This window comes from Streptosporangium longisporum, from assembly GCF_039534895.1.
Classification (GTDB): domain Bacteria; phylum Actinomycetota; class Actinomycetes; order Streptosporangiales; family Streptosporangiaceae; genus Streptosporangium; species Streptosporangium longisporum.
This window is the reverse complement of record NZ_BAAAWD010000006.1, coordinates 1,848,342-1,861,850: the sequence shown is the minus strand read 5'-3', so window position 1 is coordinate 1,861,850 and position 13,509 is coordinate 1,848,342. Positions and strand designations below refer to the sequence as shown.

The following is a 13,509-nucleotide window of genomic DNA, read 5'->3' as shown; positions in this document are numbered from 1 at the left end:
ATGCCTTCCGGCCCGGCGCCTTCCGGCCCGGCGCGCGTGCCGGAGGTCAGGGGACGTCCTGCGGGCGGGCGGCGAGGATCCGGCCGAGCAGGCCGGTGAGCTCGTCGCGCTCGCCGGGCGCCAGCGGGGAGAACCACTCCTGCTCCCGGCGCGTCTGCTCGGTGAAGATCTCCCGGACCGCGCTCTGGCCCGCGGGAGTGAGCTCGACCACCACGGCCCGCCCGTCGCCCGGGTCCGGGCGACGCCGGACCAGGCCGTCACGCTCCAGCGTGTTGACGGCGTTGGTCACCGCCGAGCGGGACATCGCGGAGATCTCGGCGAGCCTGACGGGCCGGGTGGGGCCGAGCAGCCAGAGCTTGAACATCAGGCGGAAACCGGAGAGGGTCCAGCCGCGCGGGCGGTGGATCCGGGTCTCCAGGTCGGTGACGAGCAGGTAGGCCAGCTGGAGCAGGTTGTACGCCAGCGCGAAGGCCTCCGCGTCGGCCGGGGGCGGCATGGCCGCCAGGCGTTCCCTGGCGTAGGCGGCGTACCGCAGATCTGCTCTGTCCACCGGGCAAGTCTTGCGCAGGTGAGGTCCGGCGTGAATATTGTTATGGCCATAACAACATTCACCGGAGGCGCCCGTGCGGGTGGTCATCGCCGGAGGCGGCATCGGCGGGCTGGCGACGGCCCTCAGCCTGCACGCGGCCGGCTTCGAGGACGTGGTCGTGCACGAGGCGGCCGAACGGATCCGCCCGCTGGGCGTGGGCATCAACCTGCTGCCGCACGCCGTGCGCGAGCTCACCGAGCTCGGTCTCGCCGACCGGCTGGCCGGGGCCGGGGTGGCCACCGCCGAGCTGGCCTACTTCAACCGGTACGGCACGCCGATCTGGTCCGAGCCCCGGGGGATCGACGCCGGTTACGCCTGGCCCCAGTACTCCGTCCACCGCGGACGCCTGCAGATGCTCCTGCTGGAGGCCGTGACCGAGCGCCTGGGCCCGCGGGCCGTGCGCACCGGCAGCCGCGTCACCTTCACCGGCACCGGTGCCCCGCGCGCCGGGACGGACGAGGTGCCGATCGGCCCGGACGACCTGCTGGTCGGCGCGGACGGCATCCGCTCGGCGGTCCGGGCCCACCTGTTCCCCGGCGAGGGCCCGCCACCGTGGAACGGCCTTCTCCTGTGGCGGGGCACGACGTACGGGGAGCCGTTCCTGACCGGGCGATCCATGATCATGGCCGGTGACGGCACCCAGAAGTTCGTGGCCTACCCGATCGCGACGGGCGAGCGGACGCTGATCAACTGGATCGCCGAACGGCCGGTGGACGGCGCGGCCTCGGGACCGGCCGACTGGAACCGTCCCGCGGACCCGGCGCGGATCGCCGCGCACTTCGCGGACTGGCGCTTCGACTGGCTGGACGTGCCCGGGATCATCACCGGTGCCGAGGCGGCCTACGAGTACCCGATGGTCGACCGCGACCCGCTGCCGTACTGGACGGCGGGCAACGTCACCCTGCTGGGCGACGCCGCCCACGCCATGTACCCGATCGGCTCGAACGGCGCCTCCCAGGCGATCATCGACGCGCGGGTGCTCGCCCACTTCCTCGCCCGCGGCGACCTGGCGGCGTACGAGGCGACCAGGCGCCCGGTGACGACCGCCCTGCAGCTCTCCAACCGGAGGATGGGGCCCGAGGTCGTCATGAAGCTCGCCCACGACCGGGCGCCGGACGGTTTCGACGACGTGGAGAGCGTCGTCCCGTTCGCCGAGCGGGCCGAGATCGCCGCGTCGTACAAGCGCACGGCGGGCTTCGACCCGGTCTCGCTGAACGAGCGCCCGTCATGGAGCGTGGACCGTTGACCGCCCGCGACCCCGTCCGGACACCGATCACCGCGTGTCCGCGGAGCGCGGACCGCCGAGCACCCATGGAGCGTGGACCGTTGAACCTCGAACCGCTCGCCACGTTTCACGTGGAACTCGACCCGATCCTCGACCTGGGCGACACCCCGTGGGGCAGGCGCCGGGTGATCAACATCGTGGGCGGCTCGTTCGAGGGGGCGCGGCTGGCCGGGACCGTGCTGCCCGGCGGGGCCGACTGGCAGGTCCTGCACGCCGACGGCATGGCCAGCATCGACACCCGCTACACCCTGCGCACCCACGACGGCGCGCACCTGTACATCTCCACCAGCGGGGTACGGCACGGCCCGGCGCCGGTCATGGAACGCCTGTCCAGGGGCGAGCCCGTCGATCCCGACGAGTACTACTTCCGGCTCTTCTGCCGCTTCGAGACCGGTGACGCGCGGTACCTGTGGCTCAACCGCACCCTGGCCGTGGCCTCGGGGAGCCGCACCGCGAACGCCGTCCGCTACGACGCCTGCACCCTGACCTGAACCACCCCGAGCCACCCTCACCCGAACCACCCTCACCCGAGCCACCCGAGCCACCCGAGCCGCCCGAATCGCCCGAATCGCCCGAGCCACCCGAGGAGCCCCGATGCCGAACCTCGACCGCGCGCCCCTGCCGCTCGCCTCCGAGCACGACACCCCGTTCCGAATGCGCGACGGCACGATCCTGCGCGGCGACGTGCACCGCCCGGCCTCGGGCGGCCCGTTCCCGACCCTGCTCGTCCGCTCCCCGTACGGCGAGGGGTCGTTCCGCGCGGTGCCGAAGATCCCCGCGCTGGAGGCCGGGTTCGCGGTGGTGTTCCAGCACTGCCGGGGGCGCGGGAGCAGCGACGGTGTCTTCCGGCCCTGGCTGGACGAGGGCACCGACGGCTACGACACCATCGAGTGGATCACCGCCCAGCCGTGGTCGAACGGCGAGGTCATGGCGTACGGGATGTCGTACCTCGCGGGGTGCGCGCTGCAGGCGGCGGCGCTGCGCCCGCCGGGGTTGAAGGCCGTGGTCGCGACCATGACCCCGCACGACTTCCACGACGGCCTGAAGTACCACGGCGGCGCCTTCGCGCTGGGCTCGGCGCTGTACTGGGGGTCGATGCAGGCGATGCTCACCCTGACGCACGCGGCCCAGGCGGGCGAGGACGTGAGGGCCGGGTTCGCCGAGCTGCGGCCCGTCATCGGCGCCCCCGCGCGGGCCGCGCGGACGCTCCCGCTGCGCGACATCCCGGGCATCCCGTGGTGGGAGGAGTGGATCTCGCACCCCGAGCGGGACGACTACTGGCGGGAGCTGGCCGGGACCATGCGGCACGAGGACATCGAGGTGCCGGTCATGCACACGGCCGGCTGGTTCGACGTGTTCCTCGCCGGGACCCTGGAGAACCACCGCCGCCTGGGCGGGCCGCTGGTCGTCGGGCCGTGGTCGCACGGCGCGAGCACGGGCGCCCTCGACTTCGGATTCGCCGCCTCCGCCCCCGCGGCCCGGGTGGAGGCGCGGCAGCTCGACTTCCTGCGGGGTGCCGACCGCGGGCCCGCGGTGAGGATCTTCGTGATGGGCGACGACGTGTGGCGGGACGAGGAGGCGTGGCCCCTGGCCCGCGCGGTCGGGACCCGCTATCACCTGCACCCCGACGGCGGGCTGTCGACCGACGTCCCGGCCGGGGACACCCCCATGACGTTCGTCTTCGACCCGCGCGACCCGGTCCCCACGGTCGGCGGCCCGGTGCTGTTCGCCGACGCCGGAAACGTCGGCCCGCAGGACCAGCGCGAGGTGGAGCTCCGCCCCGACGTGCTCTGCTTCACCACCGACGTCCTGGACGCCGACATCGAGGTGACGGGACCGCTGAGCGTCACGCTGCGCGCCGCGACCTCCGCGGTCTCCACCGACTGGACGGCCAAGCTGGTCGACGTCCACCCCGACGGCCGGGCGATGAGCGTGATCGACGGCATCCTCAGGGCCCGTACCGAGCCGGGCCGTCCCGCCGAGTTCGTGATCGACCTGGTGGCCACCAGCCAGGTCTTCAAGGCCGGGCACCGCATCCGGGTGGAGATCTCCAGCTCCAACTTCCCGCGCTTCGACCGCAACCCGGGCACCGGCCGCACCGGTGCCGAGACGACCGAGGACGAGCTGGTCGTCCAGCACCAGACCGTCTTCCCCGGCTCCTTCATCACCCTGCCGGTCGTCCCCCGCTAGAAAAAGGGGGGCCGGGGTAGGCGGGCAATCGGTGTAAACGTCTTTTCACCTGCCCTTTCCCTATTTCATGGAGTGGGGCACGGCGTGGCACCACATAGGCATCAATCGTCACTGTAAGCATCATCAGTGTCACGCTGAGCCGCTCGGCGCGTCGGCAGAGAGCAGCCGCCCCGCGGCCCGCGAACCGGTCGCGGCCACGGACCGCGCTTCGAAAGGAACGGTGTCTCCATGTCCACACCCGGCCTCCAGACGAACACCGCGGTTCCCCGCGTCCGGTGCGGGGGGCACCGGACGGTGACGCTCCCGGTGGCGGGACTCCTTTCCCTCGCGCTGGCCGTCACCCTGTCCGCGCCCGCAGGCGCCTCGGTGCTGAACACCCCGCGCGACCCGGACCCGTCCGTCAGCGGCGGTCTGGCCCCGGCCGGCACGGTCCGGGGAGAGGCGCAGCGCGTCTGCCGTCCGAAGTCCTACTTCAGCTTCCACCACCTGCGGCCGAGGAACTTCTTCGTACCGCGTACCCGGTTCATCGACGGTCCGGGCGGCACGATGACGGCCTCGGTCAACCGCCAGCACCGGGTGTACGCCGAGATGGAGGTCGAGCGGGAGAGGGTCAACTCGGTCGACAGGGAGGAACTGGTCCGCCAGTTCCGCAACCTGGTGAACCCGCTGGTCGCCGAGGAGTACGTCGTGGAGACCGGGCACGAGTACACGCAGGAGGTCAGCGAGGGCAAGTACGGCAACCTGTGGTACCGCGTCTTCGGCTACCGGGTGGGCTTCACGGCTTGGCGCAGGGTCTACAACTGCCGGGTGCACCGGGTCGCCGCGGGCATCGCCAACATCCCCGCGCGGGTGGAGGGCTGGAGGTACTGGGAGACCAGCCACCCGATGTACAGGGGACGCAAGCTGAGCGAGTACTGAGCCCCGCGGCGCCGCGTCCTCAGGTGACGGCGAGGCGCCGGCCGTACCGGTCGTCGCGCCAGTGTTCCTTCTTCAGCACCTCGGCCAGCAGCACGGCCGCGTCGTGGACGTCGGCGAAGCGGATGTAGAGCGGCGCGAAGCCGAACCTGAGGACGTCGGGTGCGCGGAAGTCGCCGTGGACGCCCCGGTCGATCAGGGCGCGCATGACGGGGTAGCCGTCGGGGTGGCCGAAGCTCACCTGGCTGCCCCGGCGCTCCGGGTCCCGGGGCGAGACGAGCCAGAGCCCGTACGGCGCGCAGAACTCCTCGACCAGCTCGATGAAGAGCGAGGTCAGCGCCACGCTCTTGGCGCGAACGGCGGCCAGGTCGACGTGCTCCCAGATGTCGAGCGAGGCGTTGAGCGGGGCGAAGGACATCACCGGCGGGGTGCTGACCGTGAAGCGCCGGATGCCGTCGGCGGGGCGGAAGCCGGGCTCGAAGGCGAACGGCGCCGCGTGCCCGTGCCAGCCGGTCAGCAGGTGACGGGCCTCGTCCTGGTGACGCGGGTTGACGTAGACGAAGGCCGGGGCCCCCGGGCCGCCGTTCAGGTACTTGTAGGTGCAGCCCACCGCGAAGTCGGCCGCCGAGACGTCCACCTGGTACGCGCCGACGCTGTGGCACAGGTCCCAGATCATCAGCGCGCCCGACTCCTGGACCAGCGCGGTGATCGCCTCCGTGTCGTGGCGGGCCCCGGTCCGGTAGTCCACCTCCGACAGCAGCACGCACGCGACCTCGCCGGAGAGCGCGTCCGGGAGCGCATCGGGGCCGCTGACGTCGCGGATCTCGTAGCCGCCCAGGGCCCCCGCCAGCCCCTCGACCACGTAGCGGTCGGTGGGGAAGTCGGCCGGGTTGGAGACGATCACCCGGCGTCCGGGGCGCAGGCCCAGGGCCGCGGAGACGGTCTTGACGATGGCGATCGAGGTGCTGTCGCCCACCGCCACCTGACCGGGTCCCGCCCCGATCAGCGGGGCGATCCGGTCACCGGTGGTCAGCGGCAGGTCGAACCAGCCCGAGGCGTTCCAGGCCCCGACCAGCCTGCCTCCCCACTCCTGCTCCACGGCCCTCGCCACCGCGGCGGCCGCCGCCCTGGGCGGGGCGCCCAGCGAGTTGCCGACGAGGTAGATCGTCCCGTCGGGCAGGACGAACTCGTCCCTGAACCGGCTGAGGGGATCGGCGGCGTCGAGGGCGACGCACTCCGCACGACTGAGGGCCACGGGTCATCTCCGGGGTAGGCGCCTGGCGACCGGTCCATCATGCCGTGACCGCCGGGACTCCCCGCATGCGGGCCCGCGACGGGCCCGCGACGGGCGCGGTAGGCCAGGCAGGCGGGCTCGGTGGGCCAGACGGGCGGGCTTGGTGGCGGGCCCGCGACGGGCTCGGTGGGCTCGGCAGGCGGGTTCAGCGGCCCAGGAAGCGGACGGCGTTGCCGCCGAGCAGCTTGGCGCGGGCGGCCTCCGACAGGAACCCCGCGCCGCGGACCAGCGCGCCCACCGGGGACTCGCCCAGCGGGTAGGGGAAGTCCGAGCCGAGCATGACCCGGTCCTCCCCCATGGTGTCCACCAGCAGCCGCAGCGCCCGCTCGTCGAACACCACCGAGTCCACGCTGAACCGGTCGAGGTAGTGCGACGGCGGGAACTCCGAGACCCCGACCAGGTCACCGCGGCGGTGCCAGGCGTTCTCGAAACGGCCGAGCCAGAAGGCGAACGAGCCGCCGCCGTGCGCGAAGCACAGGCGCAGCGTCTCCGGCACCCGGTCCAGGACGCCGCCCAGGATCAGGGCGAGGATCGACAGGTGCGTCTCGGCGGGCATGCCGACCAGCCACCGCGCCATCCACCGGTCCAGCCGGGGCCCGCCCGTCATGTCCCACGGATGGACGAAGACGGGCGCGCCCACGTCGGCGCAGTGCCGCAGGAACTGGACGACGCCCTCGTCGTCCAGGTCGCGGTCCCCGACGTGGTTGCCGATCTCGACGCCCGCGTGACCCGCGGCCAGGCACCGGTCCAGTTCGGCGCAGGCCAGGTCGGGATCCTGGAGCGGAACCTGGCAGAACGGCACCAGCCGCTCGGAGGCGCAGATCTCCAGCGCCAGGTCGTTGAAGATCCTCGCCACCCGTACGGCCTCGGCCGCCGGGCGGTCGTAGCAGAAGAAGACCGGGGTCGGCGAGACGACCTGCACGTCCACCCCGTCGGCGTCCATCCGCTCCAGCCGGACCGAGGGGTTCCAGCAGTCGTCGGCGATCCGGCGGAACTCCCGGTCGCCGAGCAGGATGACGGCCTCCCGCTCGGAGTCGATCCGCAGCCGGGGCGCCCCCGGCCAGCCGAGGTCCGGCCAGCCCGCGGGGACGTGGTGGGTGTGGACGTCGACGATCACCGGCTATCCCTTGCCCGGGTGCAGGGCTCCGCAGGCGCCGCAGGTGCGCGCCTTCTCGTCGTCGTAGAACGCCTGGAAGATCGGCGGCAGGTCGGTCACGATGTTCCGGACCTGCAGTTCCACCTCGTGGACCACGGCGCTGCACGCGGGGCAGTACCAGAGGAACCTCTCCAGCACCCCCTCAGGGCGGATCCGCTCCACCACCAGGCCGACCGACCCCTCCTCGGGACGCTGCGGCGAGTGCGGGGTGTTCGCCGGGAGCAGCCACATCTGGCCCTCGCGGACGTGCACGGTCCGGGGTCCCTCCGGCGTCATGACGTTGACGTGCATGTTGCCGCGGATCTGGTAGAAGAGCTCCTCGTACGGGTCGATGTGGAAGTCGGTCCGCGCGTTCGGGCCGCCGACGACCATGACGATGAAGTCGTCGCTGCGCTCGAAGACCATCTTGTTCCCCACCGGGGGCTTGAGCAGGTGGGCGTGCTCGTCGATCCATGCGGTGAAGTCGATGGGGCTGATCACGGGCGATCCTCCGGTCGGTGGGCGACGGCCTGAATCTCGATGAGCAGGTGCGGGTGCGGCAGCTCGCGCACGGCGACGGTCGTGCGGGCCGGGCCGCTCTCGTCGAAGTACTCCGCGTAGACGGCGTTGTAGCCGCCGAAGTCGTCGATGTTCACGAGGTACGTGGTGATCTGCACGAGGTTGCTCAGGTCGGCCCCGGCCGCCTTGAGGATGTCGCCGATGTTCTCTATCACGGCCCGGGTCTGCTCGGCGATGTCGAGCGTGATCTTGCCGGACGCGTCGGTCCGGACCCCGGCGATCGTGTCGTCCGGCCTGCGCGCGCTGGTGCCCGACACGTACAGGAAGTCACCCGCCCGCTTGACGTGCGGGAACCGGCCCCGGGGGACGGCCTTCCCGGCGACGACGAGTCCTTCGTTCATGGTGTGTCCCTTTCCTTCGCGGTGAACGAGACCGAGCCCAGGTGCTGGATCTCGGCCCGTACCCGCGCGCCCGGCAGGAGCGGCTCGGCGGGCGTGGCGGCCCCGGCGAGCAGGATCCACCCCTCCTCCAGGACCATTCCCACCTGCGCGGCCAGGCGCGCGGCCTCGGCCAGGGCGCGGCGCGGGTCCCCCAGGATCGCACCGGTCGACCCGGCGTGCACCACCCGGTCGTCGATCTCCAGGACGACGCCCAGGTTCCACCGGGACGGGTCGTGGGGCTGCCAGGGGCCGACGGCGTACCCGGCGGCCGAGGTGTTGTCGGCGATCACGTCCGGCAGCGAGAAGCGGAAGTCCTCGTAGCGCGAGTCGATGACCTCGACGCCGACCGCGACGGCCGCGACGGCGTCCGGCGCGAGCGCGTCGGCGGGCGAGGCGATGCGCCGGCCCAGCAGGTAGACGACCTCCGGTTCCACCCTCGGATGGACGAGGCCGGACACGTCCACGTACGAGCCGTCGGCGATGGCGGACGACGCGGGGAGGCGGCCGAAGATGACGTCGTGCACGCCCATCTGGCGGCGCTTGCCCTCGCTGGTGAAGCCCAGCTTCACCCCGGCGAGCCGGTCGCCCCGCTCCAGGCGGAGCCGGATCAGCTCCTCCTGGACGCGGTAGGCGTCGGCCACGTCGTAGTCCTGTTCGGGCCTGGGCACGGCGCGGCCGGTGCGGGCCGCCTCGTCCAGGACGGCCGCGAGCCGGTGCAGGTCGGTCATGCCCTCTCCTCCGAACGGGTGCCCGGCCCGGAGAGCACCGGGTCCGCCGGACGCGCCGGTTCCCGCGGACCGGCCGCCCCGTCCGAACCCGCCGGGCTCCCCGGAGTCACCGGATCCGCCGAAAACGCCGAGGACGCCGGGTTCCCCGGGGCCGCCGAGCGGGCCAGGTCCAGCGCGATGTCCACGATCATGTCCTCCTGGCCGCCCACCATCCGGCGGCGGCCCGCCTCGGTCAGGATGGCCCTGGTGTCGACCCCGTGGCGCGCCGAGGCGGCCTCGGCGTGCCGCAGGAAGCTGGAGTACACCCCGGCGTAGCCGAGCGTCAGCGTCTCCCTGTCCACCCGGACCGGCCGGTCCTGCAGCGGCCTGACCAGGTCGTCGGCCGCGTCCATCAGCGCGTACAGGTCGCAGCCGTGCTCCCAGCCGGTCAGGTCGGCCACCGCGACGAACGCCTCGATCGGGCAGTTGCCCGCGCCCGCGCCCATCCCGGCCAGGGAGGCGTCCACCCGGCAGGCGCCGTTCTCCACCGCGACGACCGAGTTGGCCACGCCCAGCCCCAGGTTGTGGTGCGCGTGGATGCCGATCTCGGTCTCCGGGCGCAGCACCGAGCGGTACGCCCGGATCCGCTCGCGCACCCCGTCCATGGTCAGCCTGCCGCCGGAGTCGGTCACGTAGACGCAGTGCGCGCCGTAGGACTCCATGAGCGCGGCCTGCCGGGCCAGCTCGTCGGCGGGGGCCAGGTGGGACATCATCAGGAACCCGGCCACGTCCATGCCGAGCTCGCGCGCGACCGAGATGTGCTGGGCCGAGACGTCGGCCTCGGTGCAGTGGGTGGCGATCCTCACCGAGGTGACGCCGAGGGCGTGGGCGCGCCTCAGGTCCCGGACGGTGCCGATGCCCGGCAGCAGCAGGGTGGTCAGCCTCGCCCGCCGCACGACCCCGGCGACCGCCTCGATCCACTCGTCGTCGGTGTGCGCGCCCACACCGTAGCTGAAGCCGCCCCCGGCGAGGCCGTCGCCGTGCGCGATCTCGATGGCCGCCACCCCGGCGGCGTCGAGGGCCGCGGCGATGGCGGCGGCCTGGCCGACGGTGTAGCGGTGCCGGACGGCGTGCATGCCGTCCCGCAGCGTCACGTCCTGCACGTACAGCCTCATGCCCCCACCTCCGCGCTCCGCGGCGAGGCGGTGACGGCCGGAGCGGCAGCTGCGGTGGCCGAGGCGGTGGCGGCGGTGGCCGGGGCGGCGAGGCGTTCGGCCGTGCGCAGCGCGGCCGAGGTCATGATGTCGAGGTTGCCGGCGTAGGCGGGCAGGTAGTGGGCGGCGCCCTCCACCTCCAGGAAGACGGTCACCTTCACGCCGCCGTCGCGGGTGCCGTCGGGCAGCGGCTCCCCGGCCCCGATCTCCTCGAACTGCACCTCCTGCTTGAGCCGGTAGCCCGGCACGTACGTCCTGACCTGTTCCACCATGTCCAGCACCGCCCCGGTCACGGCGGCCTCGTCGCAGTCGCCGACCAGGCAGTAGACCGTGTCACGCATGATCAGCGGCGGCTCGGCCGGGTTGAGCACGATGATCGCCTTGCCCCTGGCGGCCCCGCCGACCCGCTCGATCGCCCGGGCGGTCGTCTCGGTGAACTCGTCGATGTTGGCCCGGGTGCCCGGCCCCGCCGACCGGGACGCGATCGAGGCGACGATCTCGGCGTACCGGACGGGCGTCCGCGAGGCGACCGCCGCCACGATCGGGATCGTGGCCTGCCCCCCGCAGGTGACCATGTTGAGGTTCGGCTCGGCCAGGTGGGCCTCCAGGTTGACCGAGGGCACCACGTAGGGGCCGATCGCGGCCGGGGTCAGGTCGACGACCCGCTTGCCGTGCGCGCGCAGCACCCGGTCGTTGTGCCGGTGCGCCCCGGCCGAGGTCGCGTCGAGGACCACGTCCACCTCGTCGAACCCGGGCAAAGCCACCAGCCCCTCGACGCCCTCGCTGGTCGTGGCGAGGCCGCGGCGGCGGGCACGGGCCAGGCCGTCGGAGTCCGGGTCGATGCCGGCCATCGCGACCACCTCGACCCTCTCCGAGAGCAGGGCCTTGAACATCAGGTCGGTGCCGATGTTCCCGGAACCGATGATCGCGACTTTCACGAGAAGACCGTCCTTACCGACCCCAGGCCGTCGATGTGCACCTCGAAGGCGTCGCCGGGTTCGACGTCCACCACCGGGCCGAGCGCTCCGGTGAGCACGACGTCCCCCGCGCTCAGCGGGAAGTCCGTGCGGCCCAGCGCGTCGGCCAGCCAGACCGCGGCGTTCAGCGGATGCCCCATGCAGGCGGCGCCCGCGCCGGTGGAGACCTCCTGGCCGCGCCGGCTCATGGTCATCCCGGCCAGGCGCAGGTCCAGGCCGCGCAGGCCGGCCGGGGTGTTGCCGAGGACGAACGCGCCGCTGGAGGCGTTGTCGGCGACCGTGTCGACGAGCGTGATGTCCCAGCCCGCGATGCGGCTGTCGACGATCTCGATGGCGGGCAGCGCGAAGTCGACCGCGCGGATGACGTCCGCGACGGTGAACGGGCCGCCCTTCAGGTCCCTGCCCAGGACCAGCGCGATCTCCGCCTCCACCCGGGGCTGCAGGAAGCGGCCGACCGGGACGGTCAGGCCGTCCAGGTAGGCCATGTCGGCGAAGAGCATCCCGTAGTCCGGGCTGTCCACGCCGAGCTGACGCCGCACCGCCTGCGAGGTCAGGCCGATCTTCCTGCCCACCGGGCGGCGCCCCTGCTCCAGCGCCCGCCTGGTGTTCACCTCCTGTACGGCGTACCCGACGGCCTCGGCGTTCCCGGCCGGGAGCATGTCGCGCACCGGGGGGCACGGCTTGCCGCTCCGGGCCGCCTCCAGCAGCCGGTCGGCCGCCTCGGCGTACACGTCGGTGGCCTCGCTCCACTCAGTCATGTTCGGGCTCCAGCTTGATGGTGATCGTGGTGGGCTCGGAGTAGAAGTCCAGGGAGCGCGTGCCGCCCTCGCGGCCGATGCCCGACAGCTTCACCCCGCCGAACGGGGTGCGCAGGTCACGCAGGTACCAGGTGTTGACCCAGACCAGGCCGGCCTCCAGCGACTGCGCGACCCGGTGGGCCCGGCTCAGGCCGGAGGTCCACACGGTCGCCGCCAGGCCGTACTCGCTGTCGTTGGCCAGCGCCACGGCCTCGGCCTCGGTGTCGAACGGGGCGATGTGGCAGACCGGGCCGAAGATCTCCTCCCGGTTCACCCGGGAGTCGTGCGGCAGGCCGGTCAGCACGGTCGGCTCGACGTAGTAGCCGCCGTCGCGGTCGTCGCCGAACGTCGGCACGCCGCCCCCGGTGCGGATCTCGGCGCCCTCGCGCGCGGCCAGCTCGTAGTAGGAGAGCACCTTGTCACGGTGCTCGGCGGAGATCATCGGCATCATGGTGGCGTCGGGGTCGGAAGGACGGCCGAACCGCAGCTGTCCGGCCCGACGGGACAGCCGCTCGGTGAACTCCTCGAAGACGGGCCGCTGCACGTAGAGCCGCTCGGTGCACAGGCAGACCTGGCCGCCGTTGGTGAAGACCGACCGCACGCTCCCCTCGACCGCCGCGTCCAGGTCGGCGTCGGCGAAGACCAGCCCGGCGTTCTTGCCGCCCAGCTCGAACGAGACGGGCTTGACCCGGTCCGCCACCGCCTTCATGATCGCCGATCCGGTCCGGCTCTCCCCGGTGAAGGTGACCGCGTCCACGCCCGGGTGCTCCACCAGGAACTCCCCGGTGGAGCCCGCTCCGAAGCCGTGCACGACGTTGAGGACGCCCGGCGGCAGCCCGATCGAGGCGGCGATCTCGGCGAGCACCGCCATCGAGCCGGGGGTGTGCTCCGACGGCTTGACCACGACGGTGTTGCCCGCCACGAGCGCCGGTCCGAGCTTCCAGGTCGCCAGCAGGAACGGCAGGTTCCACGGCACGATCACCGCGACCACCCCCAGGGGCCTGCGCACGGTGTAGCTCAGCACGTCCGTCAGGTGGAACGCGTTCTCCGGATGCTGGGCGGCGATCTCGGCGAACGACCGGAAGTTGGCGGCGCCGCGCGGGATGTCCAGGGTGCGGGCCTGGACGACCGACTTGCCGGTGTCGGCGATCTCCGCGGCCACCAGGTCCTCGAACCGCTCCTCGATCGCGTCGGCGAGGCGGCGCATCCAGGCGGCGCGCGCGGCCACCGGCAGCGCCGCCCACCCGGGCAGGGCGGTGCGGGCCGCGGTCACCGCGCGGTCGACGACCGCCCGATCCGCCTCCCGGACCTCCCGGACGGCCGACCCGGTCACCGGGTCGTACACGGTGAACGTCGCTCCCTCGGCGACCGGCACCCCACCGATGAAGTGGTCGACCTGGTCGGACACGGCTGCTCCCTGGGGATCACGTTTTCATGAGGTCACTAC

General features: G+C 72.8%; 14 protein-coding genes. 4 read left to right on the top strand and 10 right to left on the bottom strand.

Annotation, left to right across the window (positions count from 1 at the left end):
• Positions 1 to 46 precede the first annotated feature (46 nt).
• On the bottom strand, positions 47 to 550 hold the full coding sequence (locus ABD832_RS12630; protein WP_344893088.1) for a MarR family winged helix-turn-helix transcriptional regulator: 504 nt from the start codon (positions 548 to 550) through the stop codon (positions 47 to 49).
• Positions 551 to 623: 73 nt separating this feature from the next.
• Between ABD832_RS12630 and ABD832_RS12625 the strand changes: the two genes are divergently transcribed.
• The 4 genes from ABD832_RS12625 to ABD832_RS12610 all read left to right on the top strand — a co-directional run bounded on the left by ABD832_RS12625 (position 624) and on the right by ABD832_RS12610 (position 4,982).
• Positions 624 to 1,835, top strand: a complete 1,212-nt coding sequence (locus tag ABD832_RS12625) for a flavin-dependent oxidoreductase (protein WP_344893086.1) — start codon at positions 624 to 626, stop codon at positions 1,833 to 1,835.
• A gap of 80 nt (positions 1,836 to 1,915) precedes the next feature.
• A complete protein-coding gene (locus tag ABD832_RS12620; protein WP_344893083.1) occupies positions 1,916 to 2,365 on the top strand; it encodes a DUF3237 domain-containing protein in 450 nt (149 codons plus the stop codon).
• A gap of 103 nt (positions 2,366 to 2,468) precedes the next feature.
• Complete coding sequence (locus tag ABD832_RS12615; RefSeq protein ID WP_344893081.1) at positions 2,469 to 4,064, top strand: CocE/NonD family hydrolase; 1,596 nt, start codon at positions 2,469 to 2,471, stop codon at positions 4,062 to 4,064.
• Between the two features lie 228 nt (positions 4,065 to 4,292).
• Positions 4,293 to 4,982: a hypothetical protein gene (locus ABD832_RS12610; protein WP_344893078.1), complete on the top strand. Its 690-nt coding sequence runs from the start codon at positions 4,293 to 4,295 to the stop codon at positions 4,980 to 4,982.
• A 19-nt stretch (positions 4,983 to 5,001) separates the two neighbouring features.
• Here the strand turns inward: ABD832_RS12610 and kynU are convergent, their stop codons facing one another.
• From kynU to ABD832_RS12565, 9 genes are all read right to left on the bottom strand, one after another.
• Complete coding sequence (gene kynU / locus ABD832_RS12605; RefSeq protein ID WP_344893076.1) at positions 5,002 to 6,234, bottom strand: kynureninase; 1,233 nt, start codon at positions 6,232 to 6,234, stop codon at positions 5,002 to 5,004.
• A 184-nt stretch (positions 6,235 to 6,418) separates the two neighbouring features.
• Entirely contained in the window at positions 6,419 to 7,390 is a 972-nt protein-coding gene (locus tag ABD832_RS12600) for an amidohydrolase family protein (protein WP_344893074.1), read from the bottom strand.
• A gap of 3 nt (positions 7,391 to 7,393) precedes the next feature.
• Positions 7,394 to 7,909, bottom strand: a complete 516-nt coding sequence (locus ABD832_RS12595) for a 3-hydroxyanthranilate 3,4-dioxygenase (RefSeq protein WP_344893072.1) — start codon at positions 7,907 to 7,909, stop codon at positions 7,394 to 7,396.
• Positions 7,906 to 8,328 carry a RidA family protein gene (locus tag ABD832_RS12590; RefSeq protein ID WP_344893069.1) on the bottom strand — a complete coding sequence of 141 codons (423 nt, stop codon included), beginning with the start codon at positions 8,326 to 8,328 and terminating at the stop codon, positions 7,906 to 7,908. The genes ABD832_RS12595 and ABD832_RS12590 overlap by 4 nt, the downstream gene beginning before the upstream one ends.
• Positions 8,325 to 9,095 carry a 2-keto-4-pentenoate hydratase gene (locus tag ABD832_RS12585; protein WP_344893066.1) on the bottom strand — a complete coding sequence of 257 codons (771 nt, stop codon included), beginning with the start codon at positions 9,093 to 9,095 and terminating at the stop codon, positions 8,325 to 8,327. Before ABD832_RS12585 ends, ABD832_RS12590 begins: the two co-directional genes overlap by 4 nt.
• Positions 9,092 to 10,249 (bottom strand): 4-hydroxy-2-oxovalerate aldolase, encoded by a 1,158-nt coding sequence (gene dmpG / locus ABD832_RS12580; RefSeq protein WP_344893063.1) that lies wholly within the window; start codon positions 10,247 to 10,249, stop codon positions 9,092 to 9,094. The genes ABD832_RS12585 and dmpG overlap by 4 nt, the downstream gene beginning before the upstream one ends.
• On the bottom strand, positions 10,246 to 11,226 hold the full coding sequence (locus ABD832_RS12575; RefSeq protein ID WP_344893059.1) for an acetaldehyde dehydrogenase (acetylating): 981 nt from the start codon (positions 11,224 to 11,226) through the stop codon (positions 10,246 to 10,248). Before ABD832_RS12575 ends, dmpG begins: the two co-directional genes overlap by 4 nt.
• Positions 11,223 to 12,023, bottom strand: coding sequence for a 2-keto-4-pentenoate hydratase (locus ABD832_RS12570; RefSeq protein ID WP_344893056.1), 801 nt, complete (start codon positions 12,021 to 12,023; stop codon positions 11,223 to 11,225). Before ABD832_RS12570 ends, ABD832_RS12575 begins: the two co-directional genes overlap by 4 nt.
• Positions 12,016 to 13,470, bottom strand: coding sequence for a 2-hydroxymuconic semialdehyde dehydrogenase (locus tag ABD832_RS12565; RefSeq protein ID WP_344893053.1), 1,455 nt, complete (start codon positions 13,468 to 13,470; stop codon positions 12,016 to 12,018). The genes ABD832_RS12570 and ABD832_RS12565 overlap by 8 nt, the downstream gene beginning before the upstream one ends.
• Positions 13,471 to 13,509: the final 39 nt, after the last annotated feature.

Bases quoted from the DNA above. Each gene is read 5' to 3' on its own strand.
- ABD832_RS12570 (WP_344893056.1), bottom strand. From the start codon at position 12,023: ATGACTGAGTGGAGCGAGGCCACCGACGTGTACGCCGAGGCGGCCGAC.
- dmpG (WP_344893063.1), bottom strand. From the start codon at position 10,249: ATGAGGCTGTACGTGCAGGACGTGACGCTGCGGGACGGCATGCACGCC.
- ABD832_RS12585 (WP_344893066.1), bottom strand. From the start codon at position 9,095: ATGACCGACCTGCACCGGCTCGCGGCCGTCCTGGACGAGGCGGCCCGC.
- ABD832_RS12615 (WP_344893081.1), top strand. From the start codon at position 2,469: ATGCCGAACCTCGACCGCGCGCCCCTGCCGCTCGCCTCCGAGCACGAC.
- ABD832_RS12610 (WP_344893078.1), top strand. From the start codon at position 4,293: ATGTCCACACCCGGCCTCCAGACGAACACCGCGGTTCCCCGCGTCCGG.
- ABD832_RS12590 (WP_344893069.1), bottom strand. From the start codon at position 8,328: ATGAACGAAGGACTCGTCGTCGCCGGGAAGGCCGTCCCCCGGGGCCGG.